Here is a 19,139-nt window from a genome sequence, read left to right on the forward strand (position 1 = left end):
GGTATTGCTAGTCATGCTTCGTCCCAAACGAAGCGCGGTCGGTGTCCTATCACCGGCCTTTCTGCGAAGGTAATCCGCGCTCCTCAGCTATTACTACGTAATTTGGCCACTTAATTCTTACCAAATATGGTAAGGCTTACTGTATTGGGAAAGACAAAGAGATAGGACAACATATTACCGAATGAAGTATGAACAACTCCACTAAAAAGTCACATATGTCCGAAGGACGGGGACTTCTCACAGAACCCGAACGCAATGCTATCGCTGGAGACGCGTCAGACTCGTATCGGTATAAAACACGCTCATTCCTCAGAAATCGCATTGAAAAACTGGAAAAAGATATTGAAGTACTTGAAGAACACGACCCAGAATTGCTTGATGAACTTCGAGAGGTGGTCTGCGAAAATCAAAATGACGTATAAAGTCGGGAAGCATCTCGACCATTACGTAACCAACTCCTATTGCAATACCTACCATACCAATTATGACATTTGACATTATATTGTAGTAGTGGACGTAAGCCGTTGTTCCGATGCTTTCCTCTGGGAGATATGATCTGTCGATGAAAAAATTGAAGAAAGAATTGGCGTGCGTGGTGTGTCAAACAGATATCTACAAAAACTGAAATCGGATGCTCTTTTTGACTTATCGTCGGTGGCAACGGATTGCTCCTATCTTGTTCGCTTTTTCTGCAAAATTAGACTTGCAGTGAAGAACTCCAAGATTTCGTCGTAAAAAATACTCAAAATGAATGTCCGAAACCAGTCATAAAAGTCATTCATCTCTTTCTGGTAGTCTTCAGCTAATTTTGTAATAACAATCTCTTCATCGAGTGATTCAAGAAATATTTGGACATCTGAATCCCAACCATTCCACTCCAACATTTCTTCTTTATCAAGAAAGAGCTCTAGTTCACCATCTTTGTCCCCCTTCATACTTGTAGAGATATTTGCTGACAATGGAGGGATCCAGTTCTTCTGAGTGTAGTGTCGAATCTGTTTTAGAAGATTGACTTTCGTCTGAAGATCTCTTGACCTGATTTCCTCGAAATATCCAGATTTTAGTCCAGGCTTGTCGTCTTCGTGTCTATCTAGAAAAGTATAGGTATGTGAAATAAGTGTATGCACAGAGGCTGTATAATTGTGGAGACGTCTCAGGTATTCCCTGAAAAAGTCCTGCATCTCTTCGTCTGACTTTTTCATCCAGAATGTCGCGTCATGTGCTACAAACTCATCCCGCTTCTTGGTTAGTAAAGTAAAATTTGTATTTACCATATTCAGCGTACTATAGAGCGATCGGATTTCGTTGAAAATCCTTGAGCCTTCAGAATCTAAACTAGCACTAACGAGCTCCTCACGTGTTCTCTCATCGGATTCGATAATCTCTTCTAATTTTCTGTGATCGAGTTCATCTTCGTTAAAGAAGTCACCTAAATTGTAGTCTGACATCGAATGTCAACATCTGAGTGTTCAGGTATCTTGAGTCTTCTTGACTATTCTAACCAATGTTGAAATGTCTCTCAAACTAGCTGCAATCACATCTATCTCACAGATTTATTGAGCCTTATCTACTGAACGAATCAACTAAGTTTGACTACTATAGGAGCGACAACCATTCGCACTGGGATATCCTCTTATGAATTGGATATCAATTCAGCAGTAAAATGCGTCTTGAACAAGAAACGAAACGCCTCGTAGAACAGTTTGCTTCGGAGCCAGGAGTCGAATCGGAGGAATTGGATTTCAAATCAAAGGAGATCGTCAAGAGTTCCAATGGTCGAAAGAAGCTTGTAAAGGTACTCTCAGCGATGGCCAACCAGAACGGGGGAACGGTAATTATCGGGGTGAGAAATGAGTCGGACGATAGTATTCTCATTCAGGGTTTCTCGGTTGATTCCGAGGTTGTACAACATCTCACCCACTCAACACTCGAATACACAACACCTCCTGTTTCCGATCTAGTAGATGTGAACTTTATCGAGTATTCAGGAAAACGGATCCTTCGTATTGATGTGAACAAAGCCCGAGAGAAGCCTGTTCAATTCAAAGAGAATGGGGATTTCGTTCCATGGATCCGTGTTGGAGATGGTATGGATGAAATGACTAGTGACCAGATGCTCTCATTCTTCCAAGCTCGTGAACGTGAGGACTATAGCTTGTTCTCCTCCGAAATCGAACATCGCGTCAACGTTACAATTGACATCGATTCACAAGAAGATGTACCCTCTCTTCCGTCTCCACCAAATTGGCTGATCACGACATCGGAAGGGCCCTCAATGTTTGTCTTTGGAGAGCCAGGGCTCTCTCATGACTTCGGTAAGTCTGTTCTTTATCACGTAGAGGAGCGAGTTCACGCGTCATCAGCTGAGGAAATATCGGAGATATTTGATGTGCTGGAACAAACCACCGGAACAAGCCTGTTCCCTTCACGATTAGGTTACGCGATTAAATTGGGAGACCGTCAAGTGATAGGCCGTGGCCATCGTTGGTTCGTTGAAGATTTGAAAAACATCGACGATACAATAGAGGTGTTAGAATCGTCGCATGAAAAAGAACCAGTTTCTAGTGCTCCTAGTGACCCACGGCCCATTGCGGTTGCCTATGTGGATTGTTCTGCAGGCATTTTTTGGATTGAAACTCGGTGGCAAGGTGAACAATTTTCGAGAACAAAGTGCGGGTTTGTCTTCACCGATATCCCATTTGACGATCGTGGTTACCAATCGTTTTTTACAGAACTAGGTAAGCACCCCGAGGTGTATGAACAACGTCGAGGTTTACAGATGCTTACCGTAGCTGGAGAATCACAATATCTCGGGAACCCCGAAATCATCAATATTAGCTCTCATCCTGACGCGTCAGAGTATATGGCTATTGACAACCCTTTCTATCATCGGAAAGACGAACTTCAAAACCAGGTCAAAGTCAATATTCCAGAGTACCTATTGAATCCGCTAGATGGGATCAATCGTATGCCTCTTTCAATCTCTGGAGGCTACTCTGAGGATGAGGAAAGGGCGGTAAAGTTCGATACCCTCTCTATGTTTTCGAAAAATCTCTTAGTGAATACTGTCTTTGTATCTGGTTGGTGTAGACAACAACGAGAATAGCCTCATACATAGGGCTTCTCTGGAAGTCATTGGTTCTGAAACTCGGGATCTACCCATAAATGATTGTTCGAATAGACTGATAGGAGATTCTGAGAAGCATGTACCTGTCCAAAGATTTCGAAATCGAGGAACTATTCACTGTGAACGTGCTGGTGACTCAGGCTCAGTTGGTGTCCCAACGGGTGTCGTGCTGCTTGTAGTACTAACCGAGGTTTCACGAACAACGACTGTTCCGGCAACACGATCGCCGAGGCGTTGGCGCTTGTCGGTCATCGCCATCGAGATGAACCCAATAAGGTAGTAAAATAACCCATCAATGATTTCAAGAAGGTTGCGAACAACTGAGGAGCCGAGCGTGCACGGAGTCCCGTTCTCTTGGACAACACGGATACCGAATAATCTCTTGCCAATAGTATATCCATCCCAGAACCCTTCAATCAACAACCAGTAGACGAGGGCAACCAGTATACCGAGTAGAACTCCGAATCATCCTGTACCATTGATCCCGAGTAGCCCACCGAAAAAGCCGACCACGAATGCAACATTGAGATATGAATGAAGACTATGAATCGTCATCAGTAATCTACGTGGCTACCGTGGAGACGAAATGGTCGACAGATGAAAAGCTATGCTATCAGGCACTGTCTAGTTAAGAGATTCAGTGGTGGAGTGGCGTTTCAACGTCTCTGACGTGTGTGGCTAACCAACCACTTCATCTCATCATGACTAGGGTTTCGGTGAAGCAGTCGATTCTGGTCGTCTCAAGGTGCAGCCGATCTCATTATCAAGATTCAGTCGCTTACGAACAGTGCGAAAATCTCATCAATCGTATCGCTGTCGCTTGGCTTTCCGTATCTAGACAGTGCCTGCTATCAATATGTGTAGCGTATGTCAACCCGTGTCGTTCCGTTCTTTCGTTTGGTCGCAGCCGTCGCTCCGGTCGGCGTCCGTGGAAGCATGAAGAATTTGGAGATGCGAACCGTCACTCGGCTGTCGCTGTCGTGTAACCGAAGCCACGATTCGACGGTGAATTTTTGAGCGTAGGAAAGGGAATGTACCTGCGGGAACGCCTGCCTGTGCGTGCGGACGTTTGCCGGCATTTTCGAGATCTGCACTGTGGCGTTGTTGGGAGCATCGACGCGCGCATCCTTGAGGGCAGTGAGCGTCGCTCGGTTCGTCTCACCCGAAGTGTGCCAACCGTCGTATTCGTGCACGAGCGGCGAGGTCACCGACAGCGAGAGGACGAACACTGCCGCGATAACCGTTAACGCCACACTTGCATCTAGTTCTCGAGCGTCCAAGTCGATGGATCGAATCGCGGTCGTCAGCATGAGTGCGACGAGTCCCATTGCGGGAATGAGAAAGAAGTATCCGTTACGGACAGTGTACGCACCGCTTAGGAGGAACAGTGGGATGGGGGAGATGAACCAGATTGCAAAGAACGCAAACGGTTGCCAATCAGTACCCGCGAACCGCCGTTGACTGAATGCGAGGAGGGCAATGAGCGCTCCTACAGCGAGACTTACGACGAATAGACCGCCGAGTGCCATCGGTTGAGGAGTATAGTAGTCAAGAACGATCTTGACGCCGAATCGGTTGAGGAGATTGGCGACGAACGGGAGACTGCCGATGCCACCGGCGACGGTCGCGAGTGCGAGTGCGCCCATGTGATGGGGTCGTCTGATAGCAAGGCCGAACATGACGAGCGCGAACACGCCGAGCAGCCCCCCGAGTATACGTAGCGGATCCAGCCCAACGACCCCGATCAGTGCGGAAATGATGTCCTGCGGATACGCAATCGACATGACGTACTTTGTCACGATCTCGAAGACCGTGTCCAGCGTTAACGGACGGGTCTGGTCGTATCCCCCAAGTCCACCGAGGACGGCGACTCGGACGCCGACGTACGCGACGGAAACGAGGATGAACGGAATGAGGTAGCGAAGAGCTGTCCAAACGGTGAGAACGATGTTCTGACTGGTTGAGTCCTCGACATCCAACTCGCCGAAGACGACCCACATGAAGGCGAGTCCCAGAAATAGGATGGAGAGCTCCTTCGAGAGGAGCGCAAATGCGTATGCTGCGACGGACCCGACATGTAGCCATCGGGAATCACGTTGGCGCCCGCGAACGAGCATGAAGAGTGCCGTCAGGAGGAAGACACTCATGAGTACGCTATCGCGACGTGAGGCGGCGGGAACGACCTCCGCTGTCAACGGATGCGCCGCCACTAACAGTCCAGCGAGAGAACCGGTTTCCAAGTCAGTGATCGCATTCACAACGAGAACGGAGAGAGCCACCGCGACGCTATGAAGGACGAGATTGGTGAGGTGGTAGCCGGTTGGGTCGAGCCCCCAAAGCGCGTAGTCGAGCGTGTACGAGAGACTCATGAGTGGCCGGTAGAACAGTGCGTTATTAGTGAATGAGGTTCCAGCCATCAGCGGTTGCGTGAAGATATCTATGACGCCGTTAATGGTAGCCGCACGGCTTGAGACCGTGAGCGCGAGGATATCCGACGTCACGAACCAGTAACCGATCGTCTCGATATGCGCGAGGACGGCTATGAAAGCGACGCCAACCGAGATAGTCCATCGTTTCTTCATTCAGTGTACCAATTGGGTTGAATCTTCTCGAATGATACTTCGGGTGTTCTCATGAAGTGTTGGCGTCACAAATTGGCTTGCGAGTCGGTGTCCGCCCGTCAAGATCTTTACGGCGTGTTTTCGTTGAGTTTTGGGTTCCTCTTTTGATCCGCGTGAATGACCCATTTAATCCATATCTCTGTGCTCGAACCACTTGTGATATTCTATATAGACAAGCTATATCTTCGGTTACTAAGTGTCTTGAATCCGCCAAGTAAAGAGGGATTCAGAAATGTAGTTTATAATCATGCCGATCACAATGCCACACCCGTTCGCGATCAGCAACCAGAGGTCAATACCCATGAGAGAAAGGGTTACGTTGAAAACGCGATATACGGTCGTGAAAACGATCAGTTGTACAGCAACACCGCCGGTACGCACGATATGGGACTTACCCAGCCGGTGAAAGAGAGCGCTAGTACCCGCTGCACCCTCGTCCCCGAACGTCCAATGCTCATTTAGTAAGAACATCACAACAATTGCAGTCTCAATGCTCACAATTTTCGCGACTATGAGGGAAGAGTCTGAAATCTTGAGAGTAGCGGCGAGTGCTGCTGCGATGCCCGTTTCCGAGAGAAGCAGTAAAACGATATTATCACAGACAGTTCCGACAGCCCCGACAGAGAGGAACTGCCCAAAATGGACGATTGAAATGACGGCTTCGATATGCTCGGAGAAGCGAGAGCGGCGACTCATTTGCTATTCATCCATGGAATACGCCAGTGATGTATGGAGGTGTAACCCTTTGCGGTTGTAACGATAGCTCTTAAATCGAATCATACTATATTCAGTTAGATGATTTCGTATCGATATCTACATATTCACATTCTTTTTTTGGTGGCTTCTGCCGATTTGACTGACCCATCCAGTGGCAGTCTGTACTGCCAGAAAAGTTGGGCGAGACGCTTAGCGAACAATGGTCCTTCACGCCCGATTTGGAAATTACTTTCTCCTACGTCTCTCCCATTGAAGGAAACAGGCACTTCAGTGTACGTTTGAGCCTCCATATGAGCGCGGATAGGGAGTTCAACCGTAATATCAAAGCTTTCTGATTTAAGGGAATTCACACCTATGTTCTCTATAATATTCGAATGGTAGGCGCTGAATATATTTGTAATATCATTTGTTTCAACCCCAAATGCAATTTTGGTTGTGTGATTGAACGCCCTATTCAGCAGCAATTTTATGGGGGGATAATCGTTGACTGAACTAGCCTGTGCGAACCGTGATCCATAAGCGATATCGTTGCCAGCTTCGATCGCTTCGGCGAGACGAAGCGCATCCTGTGGATCATCTGAAAAGTCACACATCAGTGGAATGAGTATATCGCCGGTTGCAGCGTCTAATCCTGCTTTTATTGCGTTGCCGAAGCCGGGATTTTCATTTCTATGAACCGACGTTATGGTGGGATTTTTATTCGACAAATCGGCAGCGAGCGACGGTGTGTTGCTCGGATCGTCATCGTTGACGACGATAATCAGTTCGAAGTTACGTGATGAATCGTTGTTTTCAAAGACATCTGTTACTCTGGAGACTAATCTTTGGACGTTACCTTCTTCTTTGAAAGCAGGGGTGATGAGGCTTATTTTCATCATGTTAACAGTTATTCCAATAATATCTGTCTAATGATCATGGTATTTTGAACAGTAGTAATCGGATCACTGGACTACCGTTCCAGTCATTTCTACTCTTAGCATATAGCGGCTTGTCACTTATACGTTCTCGCCGAAAATGCAAAGTGGGCCTCGGTACGGAGAACGTGTGAGGCAATAATGGCACGGAAACCGCTTGGACGTATCTGTCATACCTTCAAGCCACGTTCATTGATTGAATAACCGATTACGAGTGGCGATCACTGCCAGCCATATCTATTGAGGGCGAAGACGAAACGGTACGAGACTACGTATTCTATGCGTGGCGGTAGCGTCCGTAGACACGGTGATTCTGAGGAATTCGTTTCAGGACCAATTATCTTTTTTGCCCAAGTGATTTTATGGCATCCCAACGACGTAGAGCGTGATGGGCAACCGAGCGTTGATTACAGGGATAACAGGACAGGATGGTAGCTATTTGGCAGAACATCTTTTGAACGAAAACTACGAAGTATACGGTTTAGCACGTTGGACTAGCACGTCAAACGAAGATCGAATAGAACATGTTTCCGACAATATTCATATAATTACGGGTGATTTGACGGATCAGACATCGCTTGACCGTGCAATTGAGACGGCAGATCCGGACGAAGTATATCACCTTGGCGCGCTTTCATTTGTCCCGGAAAGTTTTACGCAACCAATCACCACCGCGGACGTCACCGGATTAGGGACGACTCGGATGCTTGAGGCAATACGAAGATATAACCCAGATATTAGATTTTATCAAGCTGGAACGAGCGAAATGTTCGGCAACGCGCCAGATGAACGTCAATCGATCGACACTCGCTTTTATCCACGAAGTCCGTATGGCGTTTCGAAACTTTATGCCTATTGGATGACAATAAATTACCGAGAGGCGCACGATATGTATGCAACTAATGGAATCCTATTTAATCATGAATCACCACGACGAGGCAAACAATTCGTTACTCGTAAAATAACGCGAGCTGCCGCCCGAATTGCTCTCGATAAGCAGGACGAACTCCGTCTAGGGAATCTCGATGCCAAACGTGATTGGGGGCATGCCCGCGATTATGTCAAAGCGATGCACTTAATGCTTCAGCAGGACGACCCGGACGATTATGTGGTTGGTACAGGCGAACACCATACCGTACGCGAATGCGCCCGGATTGCGTTCGACGAAGTGGGACTTGACTGGCAAGAATTTGTCACAATCGACGAAAAATATTTCCGGGCGACTGAAGTGGATGCACTCAAGGCAGACCCGTCTCGTGCAAAACAAAAGCTAAAGTGGGAACCGAAAATCTCGTTCGAAGAAATGATTCGAGAGATGGTACAGAAAGACCTCGCAGATTTACAGTCCAATGAGTGATTCCGTTCTCGTTACCGGTGGATCGGGGTTTATCGGGCGCCACGTACTAAAAGAGCTAGAGAGTGCGGGATACTCAATCACAGCATTGACCCACTCTTCGTCGCTTCCCGACTACCCGGAAATTACAACGGCTGAAACCGTTAGCGGTGATATAACCCGGCTCGAGACACTGCCTGCGTTCGACTCCTACGACATAGTCGTCCATCTTGCGGGAATCGTTTCAGTCGATGAATCTCTCAGAAATCCCAAGCAGACATACGATGTCAATACGACCGGAACGGTGAACATCTTTGAGCGCTCGCGCGAAGGAAACGTCGACGTGGTCGTGTACATAAGTAGTGCAGCAGTCTACGGTATCCCCGAACAGCTGCCGATTTCCGAAACACATCCAGTTGATGCGCTCCATCCCTATGCGGCAAGCAAGCTCATGGGTGAACAAATCGCTAAAGCGACGTCCAATGCGTACGAGCTTGACATTTCTGTCATACGTCCGTTCACAACGTATGGTGCTGGGCAACAATCAGACAACCTGATACCAGAGGTCATCTCGCAACTCCAGGAGGGTGTAAGTGTGCTTGAGCTTGGAAATCTTTCGCCGACGAGAGATTTTGTTCACGTACGAGATGTTGCATCAGCAATTCGAACCATCATCGATAGTAATCAAGCGACTATGGACGTGTACAATGTGGGTAGTGAGCAGGAGGTAACAGTACGGAAAGTTGTCGAATACATTCAGGAACTGATGGACAGTGACGCTGAGGTTAAATCGAGCGATAAACGTGATAAAAAAGTCGAAATTCCACGGATGGTTTCGGATTGCTCACGACTCAAGAACTTGGGTTGGCAGCCGACGGTTAATCTCGAATCAGGATTAAAGCAAACGATCAAACAAGTGCATTATGAGTAACTTAGACGAACGATTAGAGCGAATTCGAACGGAAGTCGAAAATCACTTTCAACAGCAACAAGAGGAATTTACACCGGGTCAAACACCAATTCGATTAAGCCGCCCCACATTTGGCAGCGAAGAGGTCGTAGAGGCCATCGAATCGCTCCTTTCGACATGGGTTACGATGGGAGATAAGGTTGAGCAGTTTGAACGTGAGTGGGCCGATTACGTCGGTGTAAATCATGCTACGATGGTTAATTCTGGATCTTCAGCTAACCTTTTGGCGATGAAAGCACTTGCGCAAGATCACATCGACTCGGATGACGAGATTATCGTCCCAGCGGTTTCATGGTCGACTAGCCTGTTTCCTATCCTCGATATCGGCGCAAAACCGGTGTTGGTCGACGTCGACCCGGAAACATACACAATCGATGTAGAGAGCCTGAACGAGGCAATAACCGAAAAAACAGCGGGTATTGTTCCGGTCCACCTGCTCGGCAATCCCTGTGAGATGAACCCTATACTCGAACTGGTCGACGATCACGACCTAGCGATCATGGAGGACTGTTGTGAGGCTCACGGGGCCGAGTACCGAGGGCAAAAAGTTGGTACGTTTGGTGATATGGGGACGTTTAGTTTCTTTTTCTCACATCATATCTCGACAATTGAAGGTGGGATGATCGTAACGAACCAGCCTGAATACCGAGACAGAACGCGAATGGCTCGTGCTCACGGGTGGGTTCGGGACATCGAAGATCAGTCGTTCTCGGCAGAACACTCTGAAATCGACGAGCGATTCCTGTTTGCGGCGCAGGGCTATAATCTCCGCCCGACGGAAATCCAAGGTGCATTCGGCATCCATCAACTCGAAAAACTAGAACCGTTCGTCGAAAAGCGCCGCGAAAACGCGTCGTACCTAAACGAACAACTAGAACAGCATGATAGGTACTTCGACCTGCTCAACGAACGAAATGGGACACGTTGTTCCTGGTTTGCTTATCCGCTGCTCATCAAAGAGCCCGCCCCATTCAGTCGGAACGATCTTCAGGACTATCTCGAAGATAACCTCATCGAAACCCGACCTATCCTTGCAGGTGACCTAACTCGCCAACCTGTGATGAACCAAATTCCTCACCGAATTCATGGTGACCTAGCAGGGTCTCGTCATCTCCACTTTGATGGGCTCTTCATCGGCAACCATCACGCACTGGATCAACAGAGATTGAACTATATTGTCGAGACGATTACAACCTTCGTTGAAAATACTACATGACACTGTCAAGGCAATCTCCTTTCTCAAATTGCAGCTTTCGTCGATTACTACAGGATAACAATAAAATAAAAATATAGACCAGTCGATATTAGTGATCTGAGTCGTCGGCAGATACTTGCATTGCTTGAATTACCTAATCAGATTCAAGAATGACTACTGGAACCGCGCCAACAAGCTGACGGGCAGTGGTCATTTTACCAACCCTTGTTGCCCTATTCAGGGTCGCCTCAACGGTTGGTGCTTATCAGGCCGGGAATCAAAGTGGTAGCACCATTACGGAGGGCGGTAATATCTCAATCGGACGCCAATACCTTCTCCAATCTCTCAAACTTAATAGTCCTTTTTCAACTATTCCGCCACTGGTCTTTTGTAGTATTATCCCGTCTGGGCGCTTGTATGGCTGATTTGATTGTCAAAGCGGCAGTGAAAGAACAGCTTGAAGGACAGAATGTGGCGAGTGACTTCTATGATGCACTCGATGACGAAGTCGCTTCAGTCCTCGACAATGCCGCCCGCCGGGCTGAAGAAAACGATCGCAAAACCGTCCAACCGCGCGATTTGTAACGGTTCACCGCTTCACTGTAGCATCAACCTGTTTTTGTCGCTACACAGAACTCTGTTCTCTAGGGACTGACCGCTACTCTGGTCGAATCCAAATCATCCGACGAGCCTCGGGCTTCTTCTTGCGAATCTTGTTGCTTACTACGAACTTGCGGACACTCGCTGAAGAATATGACTGAGAATGTCCATTCGCTTGCGATCATAGTGGGTGAGGTCGTAGCGGTTGCTATTATTGCGTTCACTGAATACCTCTATGATCTCAAACTGCACGAGTAACGCTAGCAGATTCCCCAGCATTTGCGGTGTCAGGCTGGAATCGGGAAGATTTTCACTCAGTTGTTTGGTAGAGGGATAGTTCCGCGAGCAGACTTCGAGCGCTTCTCGGACACTCTCGTGGTACGCTTTCAAAAGGCCGTACTTCGCAGGCGACGTTTCCTGCAGGCTCTGTGCTTGCCTTCTTTTCTGCGGTTCCCTTCATCGAACTCCTCAACCCAATTGTGTTGGTTGTAGCACTCGTCATTTCATTTTTCCCGATGTATTATCTCTTTCCTAGTGTCGAAACCACTCCACGTGGGGTTCTTCCTGGGACAGTATTTGCGGCAGTGGGATGGACAGCACTCCAGGGCCTGTTTCAAATCTATGTGCAAGTGGTTGGCTCAAGTGCCTCGGGTGTGCTTGGTGCAGTACTTCTTTTGGTCACGTGGCTCTATTTCAGTGGGTTGGTATTGCTCATTGGGGCAGTGCTGAATGCCGTCCTTTCACACCGAACGGAAACAGCAGATAAACAGGAAGAAACACGACAGCGGTCACTAACCTACGATGAAGCTGCTCGGTATTTTCGCCGCTTTCGCCAACGAGTGTTCGGACGCTATGAGCGAATGGAAGCGATAGAAGTGCCAACTGAAGAGTCTTTCTTGAATTCGATTACGGATCGACCTGCTACAGTCGAGCTGATTGAGGAAGTCTTGAAAACGGACGATGGCAAGCAATACGAAATTCAAGTGCGGTGGAACGAAGGCAGCGACGAGAATGGAGAATAATGTGGGCAAAGCGTTCATTAGATGGCTCTTCGATTTTCGATTCGAATTATGGTACTGAATTTTGTCCTGGAGAATGGTTCGATGATTCCACTGCAGGCAAGTAACACACTCTCAACTTCGTCAATCGTCAGCAATTATGTCATTCCCGCTGCACTGTTCCTCGTAACACTCGTTGTCGTGTACTTGATCGGGCGGAGCGTCCTCATTCCATTGATTAGCCGAGTGCTAAAAGAGCAAGGACATGACCCAGCTGTTCGGAGCCTCGCCGAGAATGTGGCTGGGGTTCTCGTTTGGGTCCTTGCCATTGCCCTTGCGTTTACGGTCGCCGGCTTTGGTGGTGTCATTGCCGCATTTGGTGTGTTTGCTGGTGCTATCGTTCTCGCTATCGGCTTTGCCGCACAGGAATTGCTTGGCAATTTTGTTGCTGGAATCTTTCTCCTCAAAGACAGGCCATTCACGATTGGGGATTGGATCGAATGGAGTGACGGCGAGGGAAAGGTCGAGGATATCGACCTACGTGTGACTCGAGTGCGAACGTTCGATAATGAGCGAATTACGGTTCCAAATGGTGATTTGGCGAATGATGCGGTGAAGAATCCGGTTGCCTATGATAAGCTTCGGCAAAAATTCGTCTTTGGAATCGGCTACGATGACGATATTGACCATGCAAAGGCTGTGATTCTCGACGAGGCACGACAGCACGATGAAATTCTTGCAGACCCAGCACCCGATATTCGGGTGACCGAACTCGCTGATTCGTATGTCGGCCTACAAACTCGGTTCTGGATTGGTGAACCGGGACGAGGAGACTTTACGCGAATTCGGTCAGAATTAGTGCAGGCAGTGAAAGAGCGGCTTGATGCCGAGGCAATCGATATGCCGTATCCAGTCCGAACGCTCGAAGGATCGGTTGAGATCTCGGAGTAACTTGATACGACCTGACATCATTCTTCTAACAAAGAGCCTATTTTACTAGTTTTCGCCGATACATGATCGAAAATATCGATGACGAATTCATAGAGATATCCTAAAACAAATCACTACGTCCGGCAGCAATCACATTTGGAGCACAGGAAGACGATAGCAACTATCAAATGGTGAAATTACACTTCGTTTCGCTACCTACGCTCGATTATTGCGAACCACTCTGTCGTATATCCTGTTTGTGGAAGAATCCATCGTTGCTTGGGACCGCGTTCACTTACACGAAGCTCAATTACTGCGTCGAATGTGGATTCAATTTCATGTACTGCAAGCGAGCCCCGATCATGCGGAAGGGTGTAGTAGCCAAGTCCCTCAACACCGCGAATAGCACGACAGATGGGAGTTAAAAACGACCCTATGTCGATCGATGTCGCTTCTATCACTGGCTGTAGTGAGTCGACGTAGACCTGTATATCAGTAGATCGATTATCTCTTATGAGATCATCCTGCATTGCTACTGATTGAATGAGGGTGTTTTGAAGATCGGTCAGAGTTCCACTGATCGGTGTAATTTGGACTTTTTCTTGTGGACTGCTTGTTGGCGCAGCTGTTGATCGTACTGCTGTTTGATAATCAAAGATCTCAATGTTGCTCGGCCCTGGCCGAACTGGTGTCGCTTGGCGTTGAAAGGCGGTCGGAGTGCGATCGAGTAAAGCAACTAAATCATGGCGGATCGAATCAGGATCGTTCATGAGATAGGCACGTTCAGCGTTGAAAACATCACTAGGAACGTCCCCGACGACCAAAATGTTCCCACCCTGCTCTTTGAGTTGTGCAAGTTCAGACCGGATTGTAATCACTCCATCTCCTGAAACGGTGACGAAGTACCCCTCAAATCCGAACGAGACATAACCATCTGTTCGCGGAGTACCGTCAGCCAAAGGCTGGAAGAGCTCGTTGAGCGCATCTGTGTTGATCCGATCGGCGAGTCGTTCTGTTACCTCCTGAGTATCAATCCCACTCGCATTAGCAACAGCGAGGACAACCTCTGTCCCGAGATCATCGGTTGGTGCATACTCGTATGAGATCGCATCTGTTGATCCGAATGGAGCGCCAACGAACTCAGTCGCCAATGGAAGGTCTGCGTCAAGCTCTGGAACGAGTGGTTCGTTTGTAATGTGAATTTTGCCTGGTTGCTGAATTCGGATGGCATGATCATACCACGAGAAGATAATTTCAGTTGAGGATTGGTGAGAAGAATTCAGAGTGAATAGTTCGTTGAGAGCCTCGGGATTGATTACATTATAGAGTGGGTCAAGTGTGCGTGGATCGGTATCCAGCACAGTTCCCATAGCTTCACTAAGCCGAATACCGAGGGTATCGGTGGTCCCTTCGGTCGAACTGAAGTGTTGACAATGCTTTGGCTGGAAGATTTCGTGTATCGTGTGCTGCTCGCTGGTCATAGTAGTATAGGTCTATCGCGTTGCACAATTGAAAGCTTGTTGGTGTGAGCTGTGGTATCTTGACTCTTTGTGGTACCTGAGTAAGTATTACCTTTAATAGACTTGGGATTTCCATACTGCATTTGCGATCCTTAGTGACGCTTGCATCAGTAGTTGGTCTCACTTCTCAGGTACTCCGTCACCCAAGTATCAGAACGTGGTGGGTGAAAATTGCTCATTTTCCTATCGTATTGGACCCTTATTTTTTTATCGAAGCTTTCCTGAATAGTGTTATGCAGGAACAAAAGAGCGAGATAAACTATCTATCAGACGAGGACACCCAGCAGAGGACGGGGGAAAATACGCAGTACGGCTCGACCACTGACCGTGCGACATTGGGACTCGATATCACCCGTCGGAGTCTGTTGAAGACGACCGGCGCGGTCGGCGCGGCCGGTCTCCTTGGTGCAACCACTCCTGTGACAGCAGCCGAGACACTGACAATCGATTCCATGCTCGATACGTCGGGCAGTCTTCAACAAGCCTTGGTGGTGTTCGAATCCAATGCCGCCGTAGACCACCTTCGGCACCTCGACCTCGAGAAGGGATATTACAAGTTCAATGTGCTACCGATCGGCTACACACTCCTGACGGGTGATCAAATAGCAACGGTCGCCGGTTGGAGCGACGTTCGATACGTCGAAGCTAATCACGGGATAGAGTTGCTCAACGACGACGCTCGAGACGTAACCGGTGTCGATACGATCCAAGACGAGTATTATTACACCGGCGAATCGGTTCACGTCGTCGTCATTGACTCCGGCGTAGATGGTGATCATCCAGACCTCAAGGAGAATCTACAGGGCCACTACCGGTTCGTTGACCCGCTCGACGCCGAGTCGATGTGGATGGACGTCGGATCTGCCGACACCGCCAGCGGGGGCCATGGAACCCACGTCACGGGATCCATCGCGGGCAATGGGAGCGCCAGTGACGGTCGATACAGAGGGATGGCTCCCGATGCCGACGTGTCGGTCTATTCGACCGATGCTGCTGCCGCCCTGTTGAACGTCGTCGGCGCGTACGACGACATGCTCGACAAGCAGCGTGCCGGGAAACACGACGTGCAGCTGGTCAACAATTCCTTTGGTGCAAACATCGGCGGCGACTACAACCCGAACGGGGCGCTGGAGACGGCAACGTGGAGGGCGGCCGAACTCGGCATCCTGCCGGTTTTCGCCGCCGGGAATAGCGGTCCTGACACGAACACCTTCTCAAACTACGCCGCCGGGCCCCACCTTCTCGCTGCGGCCGCGACCGATGACGACATGAACGTAACTAACTTCTCCTCACGAGGTCGCTCGCCCGACTACTCGGGGCAGGGGGAGGGTTCCCATTGGGACCGCGCGACAGCTTACCGGAACCTCTCTGATTTCTACGCGAGCGATTACGACGACCAGCCAAAAGTTGGGAACATCAGCCGTGAGGGAACGGTCGGGCCGGGCGCAGAGGACTCGACCACTGGAATCTCGGCAGGTGAGAGCGCCTACGAGAAGTGGACGGTTCCGGCGGATGCAGGCTACATTGAGGGAACAGTTTCGTGGACACCGCAGGGGGAGGACATCGATGTCTATCTCCACGAAGGGGCGAAAGACGGTCCGGTCGTCGCTAGTGGTGCGAGCCTACAGAATCCCGAGAAGTTATCTGGACAGGTCGACGGCGGGACGATGTACTTCCTCGAAATCAAGCCATACACCAACGTCACCGCTACGTACACGGCGACGTTGACCGCCCGGAAGGCGCTCGCAAAACAGCCGAGCGGCCCGTACGGCATCTATCGGCCGTCGGTGGGGACACCCGGCGATTACGTGATGAGCACGCTGTCGGAGAACGACGCTTACCAGACGTACCCGACCATCACTGAACATCCTGAGAAACAGGGAACGGAGGTATGGTATGGTCGCCTCTCGGGTACCTCGATGGCCAGCCCCGTACTCTGTGGCATTTCGACGCTCGTCTACGACGCCTACTACCAGAATCACGGCGAGTTCCCCGACCCGCTCGACGTAGTGAAACTCGTCGAAGCGACTGCGACCGATGCGCGGACGGGCCATAACACGTGGAACATCGGAGCGGGGTTCGCCGATGCGACGACAGCCGTCGAGCGTGCCGAATCCGGCAACCTCGCGACATTCAACGAGGTGAACCTCGCAGTGGACGGGGAAGTGACCGAATCAATTTTCCACGCGCAGGGAACCCGTGTAGACGACGGGTCGGCGTTCACGGCAGGCCAGACGAATCAGGTCGAGCTAACGCTAGACGAGGCGACCGAGGCCGCAACGGTCCGCGACGAGATCCCATGGAATTGGGAGGTTGTCGGCGGCGACGATCACGTCGTCTATACGGACGACGGTCACCGCTACGTCGAATTCACCGTGGAGGCGAGCGATAGTGACACGCTTTCGTATTTCATCGAAGCTCCGAGCGGTGCTGACGCGTCCGGCGAGTACGAATTCGGCCCGGCGGAAGCTTCGCCCGCTGATGGTGCGGGGGCGTTCCTCACCATCACTGAGACGGAGACGAACACTGTAGTCGGAGAGGGCAGCTAATCCAACGGGAGACAACCATAACCGAAGATATTCGCACGACGCGGCGGGGAGTGCTGAAGACGACCGGAACGGTCGGCGTGGCCGGGGTGTCAGCGCTGACGGCCGACGCCGCTAGCGCCGTGAGCGACACAAGCGGTACCTGCCTCGATGCCGACGTGACAACCGTCGCGAAGCCGACGCGAATCCGCGAATACCCTACCTACGACGTCAACGGAGAGCGAACTTGGAGTAGGGGAAACCGAGTCCGCAGGTTGTGATTTGGTGGATTTCAGAGAACGAGCGAATAGATTCCCTGATTTACGAATTACGCTGAAAGACGTAGTGACAGACAGGACACTTTCGGTCGATTCCATCGATCATGCAATCATTCACTACAGCAGTACTGTTCTGGATTGCGGACGGTTTTCGAGCGTCGATACTGGGCAATCCGACCGTCACAGTCCTCGCAAATAAGCCACCACTTTGGCGAAGTGAATCACTCGCAGTGTTCTAAGGCGTAGGGAAGAGCTGTCGGTGTCTCAGAGCTACCGGTAACTGCTGCAACAATACTCTCCCTTACTTATGGATAAGGACAATCACTACATTGCGACACGCGGTGTTACGCCACCGGATTCAGTCTGTCGTACTTTGAGTAACATCGTTAAATCCGCCTGAGTGATTATACCGATGATTGCTCCTTGATCCTCAACAAGCGCAACCTCGGCTTTTTTCTCACCCAAAAGAGTTAGTGCTGTGAATGCATCTTCGGTAACAGAAATCTGTGGAACGTCTCGGATCATGATTTCTCCAATCGTCGTTAATTCAGGGTTGCGACGGTGTGACTGACGAATTGAATGCAGTGTGACGATCCCGACGATATTGCCAGTGGTATCAACCACAGGATGGTTTGTTTGTCGATCATGGAGCATTTGATCGACGAAATCAGTGACGGTTGCGTCAACTGAAACGGTTGGCATATTCCGAGAAATTAGATTGCGACCGTCACTCCTTCCAGTAAGTCAGAAAGCGCCATGATGCGAGATTCTGATGTTACAGCATAAATAAACAGTGCGAGTACGATCATTATCGGACTGAATGATAGGACACCTAGTATGGCGAAGAGCAGGGCAAATACAGTTCCGACGCGGGCTGCTGTTCGGGTTGCAGCAGTATATGGTCGTGAACGTGCGAGAAGGGCTCGAAGGATGCGACCACCGTCCATGGGGAACGCGGGAAACAAATTAAAGAAAGCAAGCGAGACATTTGTGACTGCAAGCCATCCGATGACAAAATTTGTGATTGGGAGAGATGGCGGAAGAACCTGCACAAGTAGATAGCACCCTACAGCAACAAGGATACTTGTTATCGGACCGACAATTGCAATCCAGAATTCTTTCTGTCACTCTCGTTGGATCGTCGTGAGATTTGCAAGCCCTCCGAGAATCCAGAGAGTGATTGATTCCACCTGCAATTGGTAGTGGCGGGCGACCCAGACATGACCGAGTTCGTGGAGCGTGACACTCACGAATAATCCAATTGCGGTGGTAATACCGATAGTCCAGGGCGCGAGTCCAGCTCGTAACGATGGTACATCAAGTGCTCCAGACGAGAATCCATTAATAATCTCTGCGTATACCCCGATCTGTTCACTACTCCCAATGAGCCACGCTAATACGAGAAGGAATA

19 protein-coding genes are annotated in these 19,139 nt (G+C 49.6%); 10 read left to right on the forward strand and 9 right to left on the reverse strand.

Features of this window, described 5'->3' with window-relative positions; all coding sequences use genetic code 11:
- Window positions 1-188: 188 nt before the first annotated feature.
- On the forward strand, window positions 189-422 hold the full coding sequence (locus LIX15_RS26560; protein WP_425556809.1) for a hypothetical protein: 234 nt from the start codon (window positions 189-191) through the stop codon (window positions 420-422).
- Window positions 423-671: 249 nt separating this feature from the next.
- Here LIX15_RS26560 and LIX15_RS26565 read toward each other — a convergent pair whose 3' ends face one another.
- Entirely contained in the window at window positions 672-1,448 is a 777-nt protein-coding gene (locus tag LIX15_RS26565) for a hypothetical protein (RefSeq protein ID WP_227777893.1), read from the reverse strand.
- 215 nt (window positions 1,449-1,663) lie between these two features.
- Here LIX15_RS26565 and LIX15_RS26570 point away from each other — a divergent pair, with 215 nt between their 5' ends.
- Window positions 1,664-3,106, forward strand: coding sequence for an AlbA family DNA-binding domain-containing protein (locus tag LIX15_RS26570; RefSeq protein ID WP_227777894.1), 1,443 nt, complete (start codon window positions 1,664-1,666; stop codon window positions 3,104-3,106).
- Between the two features lie 135 nt (window positions 3,107-3,241).
- On the opposite strand, the gene LIX15_RS26575 is transcribed toward LIX15_RS26570, so the two are convergent.
- The 4 genes from LIX15_RS26575 to LIX15_RS26590 all read right to left on the reverse strand — a co-directional run bounded on the left by LIX15_RS26575 (window position 3,242) and on the right by LIX15_RS26590 (window position 7,343).
- A complete protein-coding gene (locus LIX15_RS26575) occupies window positions 3,242-3,574 on the reverse strand; it encodes an RDD family protein (protein WP_227778099.1) in 333 nt (110 codons plus the stop codon).
- 404 nt (window positions 3,575-3,978) lie between these two features.
- Entirely contained in the window at window positions 3,979-5,709 is a 1,731-nt protein-coding gene (locus LIX15_RS26580; protein ID WP_227777895.1) for a glycosyltransferase family 39 protein, read from the reverse strand.
- A 231-nt stretch (window positions 5,710-5,940) separates the two neighbouring features.
- The gene (locus tag LIX15_RS26585; protein WP_227777896.1) at window positions 5,941-6,444 is read right to left on the reverse strand and encodes a GtrA family protein; all 504 of its coding nucleotides are present in this window, start codon (window positions 6,442-6,444) and stop codon (window positions 5,941-5,943) included.
- Window positions 6,445-6,569: 125 nt separating this feature from the next.
- A complete protein-coding gene (locus tag LIX15_RS26590) occupies window positions 6,570-7,343 on the reverse strand; it encodes a glycosyltransferase family 2 protein (protein ID WP_227777897.1) in 774 nt (257 codons plus the stop codon).
- Between the two features lie 424 nt (window positions 7,344-7,767).
- On the opposite strand from LIX15_RS26590, the gene gmd reads away from it, so the two are divergent.
- The 6 genes from gmd (at window position 7,768) to LIX15_RS26620 (ending at window position 13,426) form a co-directional block, all read left to right on the forward strand.
- Window positions 7,768-8,736 carry a GDP-mannose 4,6-dehydratase gene (gene gmd, locus LIX15_RS26595; RefSeq protein WP_227777898.1) on the forward strand — a complete coding sequence of 323 codons (969 nt, stop codon included), beginning with the start codon at window positions 7,768-7,770 and terminating at the stop codon, window positions 8,734-8,736.
- Window positions 8,729-9,643 (forward strand): NAD-dependent epimerase/dehydratase family protein, encoded by a 915-nt coding sequence (locus LIX15_RS26600; RefSeq protein ID WP_227777899.1) that lies wholly within the window; start codon window positions 8,729-8,731, stop codon window positions 9,641-9,643. The genes gmd and LIX15_RS26600 overlap by 8 nt, the downstream gene beginning before the upstream one ends.
- Window positions 9,636-10,898, forward strand: a complete 1,263-nt coding sequence (locus LIX15_RS26605) for a DegT/DnrJ/EryC1/StrS family aminotransferase (RefSeq protein ID WP_227777900.1) — start codon at window positions 9,636-9,638, stop codon at window positions 10,896-10,898. The genes LIX15_RS26600 and LIX15_RS26605 overlap by 8 nt, the downstream gene beginning before the upstream one ends.
- Window positions 10,899-11,294: 396 nt before the next feature.
- Entirely contained in the window at window positions 11,295-11,462 is a 168-nt protein-coding gene (locus LIX15_RS26610; protein ID WP_227777901.1) for a DUF1931 domain-containing protein, read from the forward strand.
- 443 nt (window positions 11,463-11,905) lie between these two features.
- A complete protein-coding gene (locus LIX15_RS26615) occupies window positions 11,906-12,499 on the forward strand; it encodes a YihY/virulence factor BrkB family protein (protein ID WP_227777902.1) in 594 nt (197 codons plus the stop codon).
- Window positions 12,500-12,580: 81 nt separating this feature from the next.
- Window positions 12,581-13,426 (forward strand): mechanosensitive ion channel family protein, encoded by an 846-nt coding sequence (locus LIX15_RS26620; RefSeq protein WP_227777903.1) that lies wholly within the window; start codon window positions 12,581-12,583, stop codon window positions 13,424-13,426.
- Between the two features lie 191 nt (window positions 13,427-13,617).
- Here LIX15_RS26620 and LIX15_RS26625 read toward each other — a convergent pair whose 3' ends face one another.
- A complete protein-coding gene (locus LIX15_RS26625; RefSeq protein ID WP_227777904.1) occupies window positions 13,618-14,886 on the reverse strand; it encodes a DUF7504 family protein in 1,269 nt (422 codons plus the stop codon).
- Between the two features lie 272 nt (window positions 14,887-15,158).
- Here LIX15_RS26625 and LIX15_RS26630 point away from each other — a divergent pair, with 272 nt between their 5' ends.
- Together LIX15_RS26630 and LIX15_RS26635 are read left to right on the forward strand one after the other, a co-directional pair.
- Complete coding sequence (locus LIX15_RS26630; protein ID WP_227777905.1) at window positions 15,159-17,474, forward strand: S8 family serine peptidase; 2,316 nt, start codon at window positions 15,159-15,161, stop codon at window positions 17,472-17,474.
- 50 nt (window positions 17,475-17,524) lie between these two features.
- The gene (locus LIX15_RS26635; protein WP_227777906.1) at window positions 17,525-17,731 is read left to right on the forward strand and encodes a hypothetical protein; all 207 of its coding nucleotides are present in this window, start codon (window positions 17,525-17,527) and stop codon (window positions 17,729-17,731) included.
- A 321-nt stretch (window positions 17,732-18,052) separates the two neighbouring features.
- On the opposite strand, the gene LIX15_RS26640 is transcribed toward LIX15_RS26635, so the two are convergent.
- From LIX15_RS26640 to LIX15_RS26650, 3 genes are all read right to left on the reverse strand, one after another.
- Window positions 18,053-18,430, reverse strand: a complete 378-nt coding sequence (locus LIX15_RS26640; protein WP_227777907.1) for a CBS domain-containing protein — start codon at window positions 18,428-18,430, stop codon at window positions 18,053-18,055.
- 11 nt (window positions 18,431-18,441) lie between these two features.
- Window positions 18,442-18,780: a site-2 protease family protein gene (locus LIX15_RS26645; RefSeq protein ID WP_227777908.1), complete on the reverse strand. Its 339-nt coding sequence runs from the start codon at window positions 18,778-18,780 to the stop codon at window positions 18,442-18,444.
- A 72-nt stretch (window positions 18,781-18,852) separates the two neighbouring features.
- Window positions 18,853-18,978, reverse strand: coding sequence for a hypothetical protein (locus tag LIX15_RS26650; protein WP_265338453.1), 126 nt, complete (start codon window positions 18,976-18,978; stop codon window positions 18,853-18,855).
- Between the last annotated feature and the right edge of the window lie 161 nt (window positions 18,979-19,139).

The organism is Haladaptatus pallidirubidus, assembly GCF_020700235.1.
GTDB lineage: Archaea > Halobacteriota > Halobacteria > Halobacteriales > Haladaptataceae > Haladaptatus > Haladaptatus pallidirubidus.

Bases quoted from the DNA above. Each gene is read 5' to 3' on its own strand.
- LIX15_RS26560 (WP_425556809.1), top strand. From the start codon at position 189: ATGAACAACTCCACTAAAAAGTCACATATGTCCGAAGGACGGGGACTT.
- LIX15_RS26565 (WP_227777893.1), bottom strand. From the start codon at position 1,448: ATGTCAGACTACAATTTAGGTGACTTCTTTAACGAAGATGAACTCGAT.
- LIX15_RS26570 (WP_227777894.1), top strand. From the start codon at position 1,664: ATGCGTCTTGAACAAGAAACGAAACGCCTCGTAGAACAGTTTGCTTCG.
- LIX15_RS26580 (WP_227777895.1), bottom strand. From the start codon at position 5,709: ATGAAGAAACGATGGACTATCTCGGTTGGCGTCGCTTTCATAGCCGTC.
- LIX15_RS26585 (WP_227777896.1), bottom strand. From the start codon at position 6,444: ATGAGTCGCCGCTCTCGCTTCTCCGAGCATATCGAAGCCGTCATTTCA.
- LIX15_RS26590 (WP_227777897.1), bottom strand. From the start codon at position 7,343: ATGATGAAAATAAGCCTCATCACCCCTGCTTTCAAAGAAGAAGGTAAC.
- gmd (WP_227777898.1), top strand. From the start codon at position 7,768: ATGGGCAACCGAGCGTTGATTACAGGGATAACAGGACAGGATGGTAGC.
- LIX15_RS26600 (WP_227777899.1), top strand. From the start codon at position 8,729: ATGAGTGATTCCGTTCTCGTTACCGGTGGATCGGGGTTTATCGGGCGC.
- LIX15_RS26605 (WP_227777900.1), top strand. From the start codon at position 9,636: ATGAGTAACTTAGACGAACGATTAGAGCGAATTCGAACGGAAGTCGAA.
- LIX15_RS26610 (WP_227777901.1), top strand. From the start codon at position 11,295: ATGGCTGATTTGATTGTCAAAGCGGCAGTGAAAGAACAGCTTGAAGGA.
- LIX15_RS26620 (WP_227777903.1), top strand. From the start codon at position 12,581: ATGATTCCACTGCAGGCAAGTAACACACTCTCAACTTCGTCAATCGTC.
- LIX15_RS26625 (WP_227777904.1), bottom strand. From the start codon at position 14,886: ATGACCAGCGAGCAGCACACGATACACGAAATCTTCCAGCCAAAGCAT.
- LIX15_RS26630 (WP_227777905.1), top strand. From the start codon at position 15,159: ATGCAGGAACAAAAGAGCGAGATAAACTATCTATCAGACGAGGACACC.
- LIX15_RS26640 (WP_227777907.1), bottom strand. From the start codon at position 18,430: ATGCCAACCGTTTCAGTTGACGCAACCGTCACTGATTTCGTCGATCAA.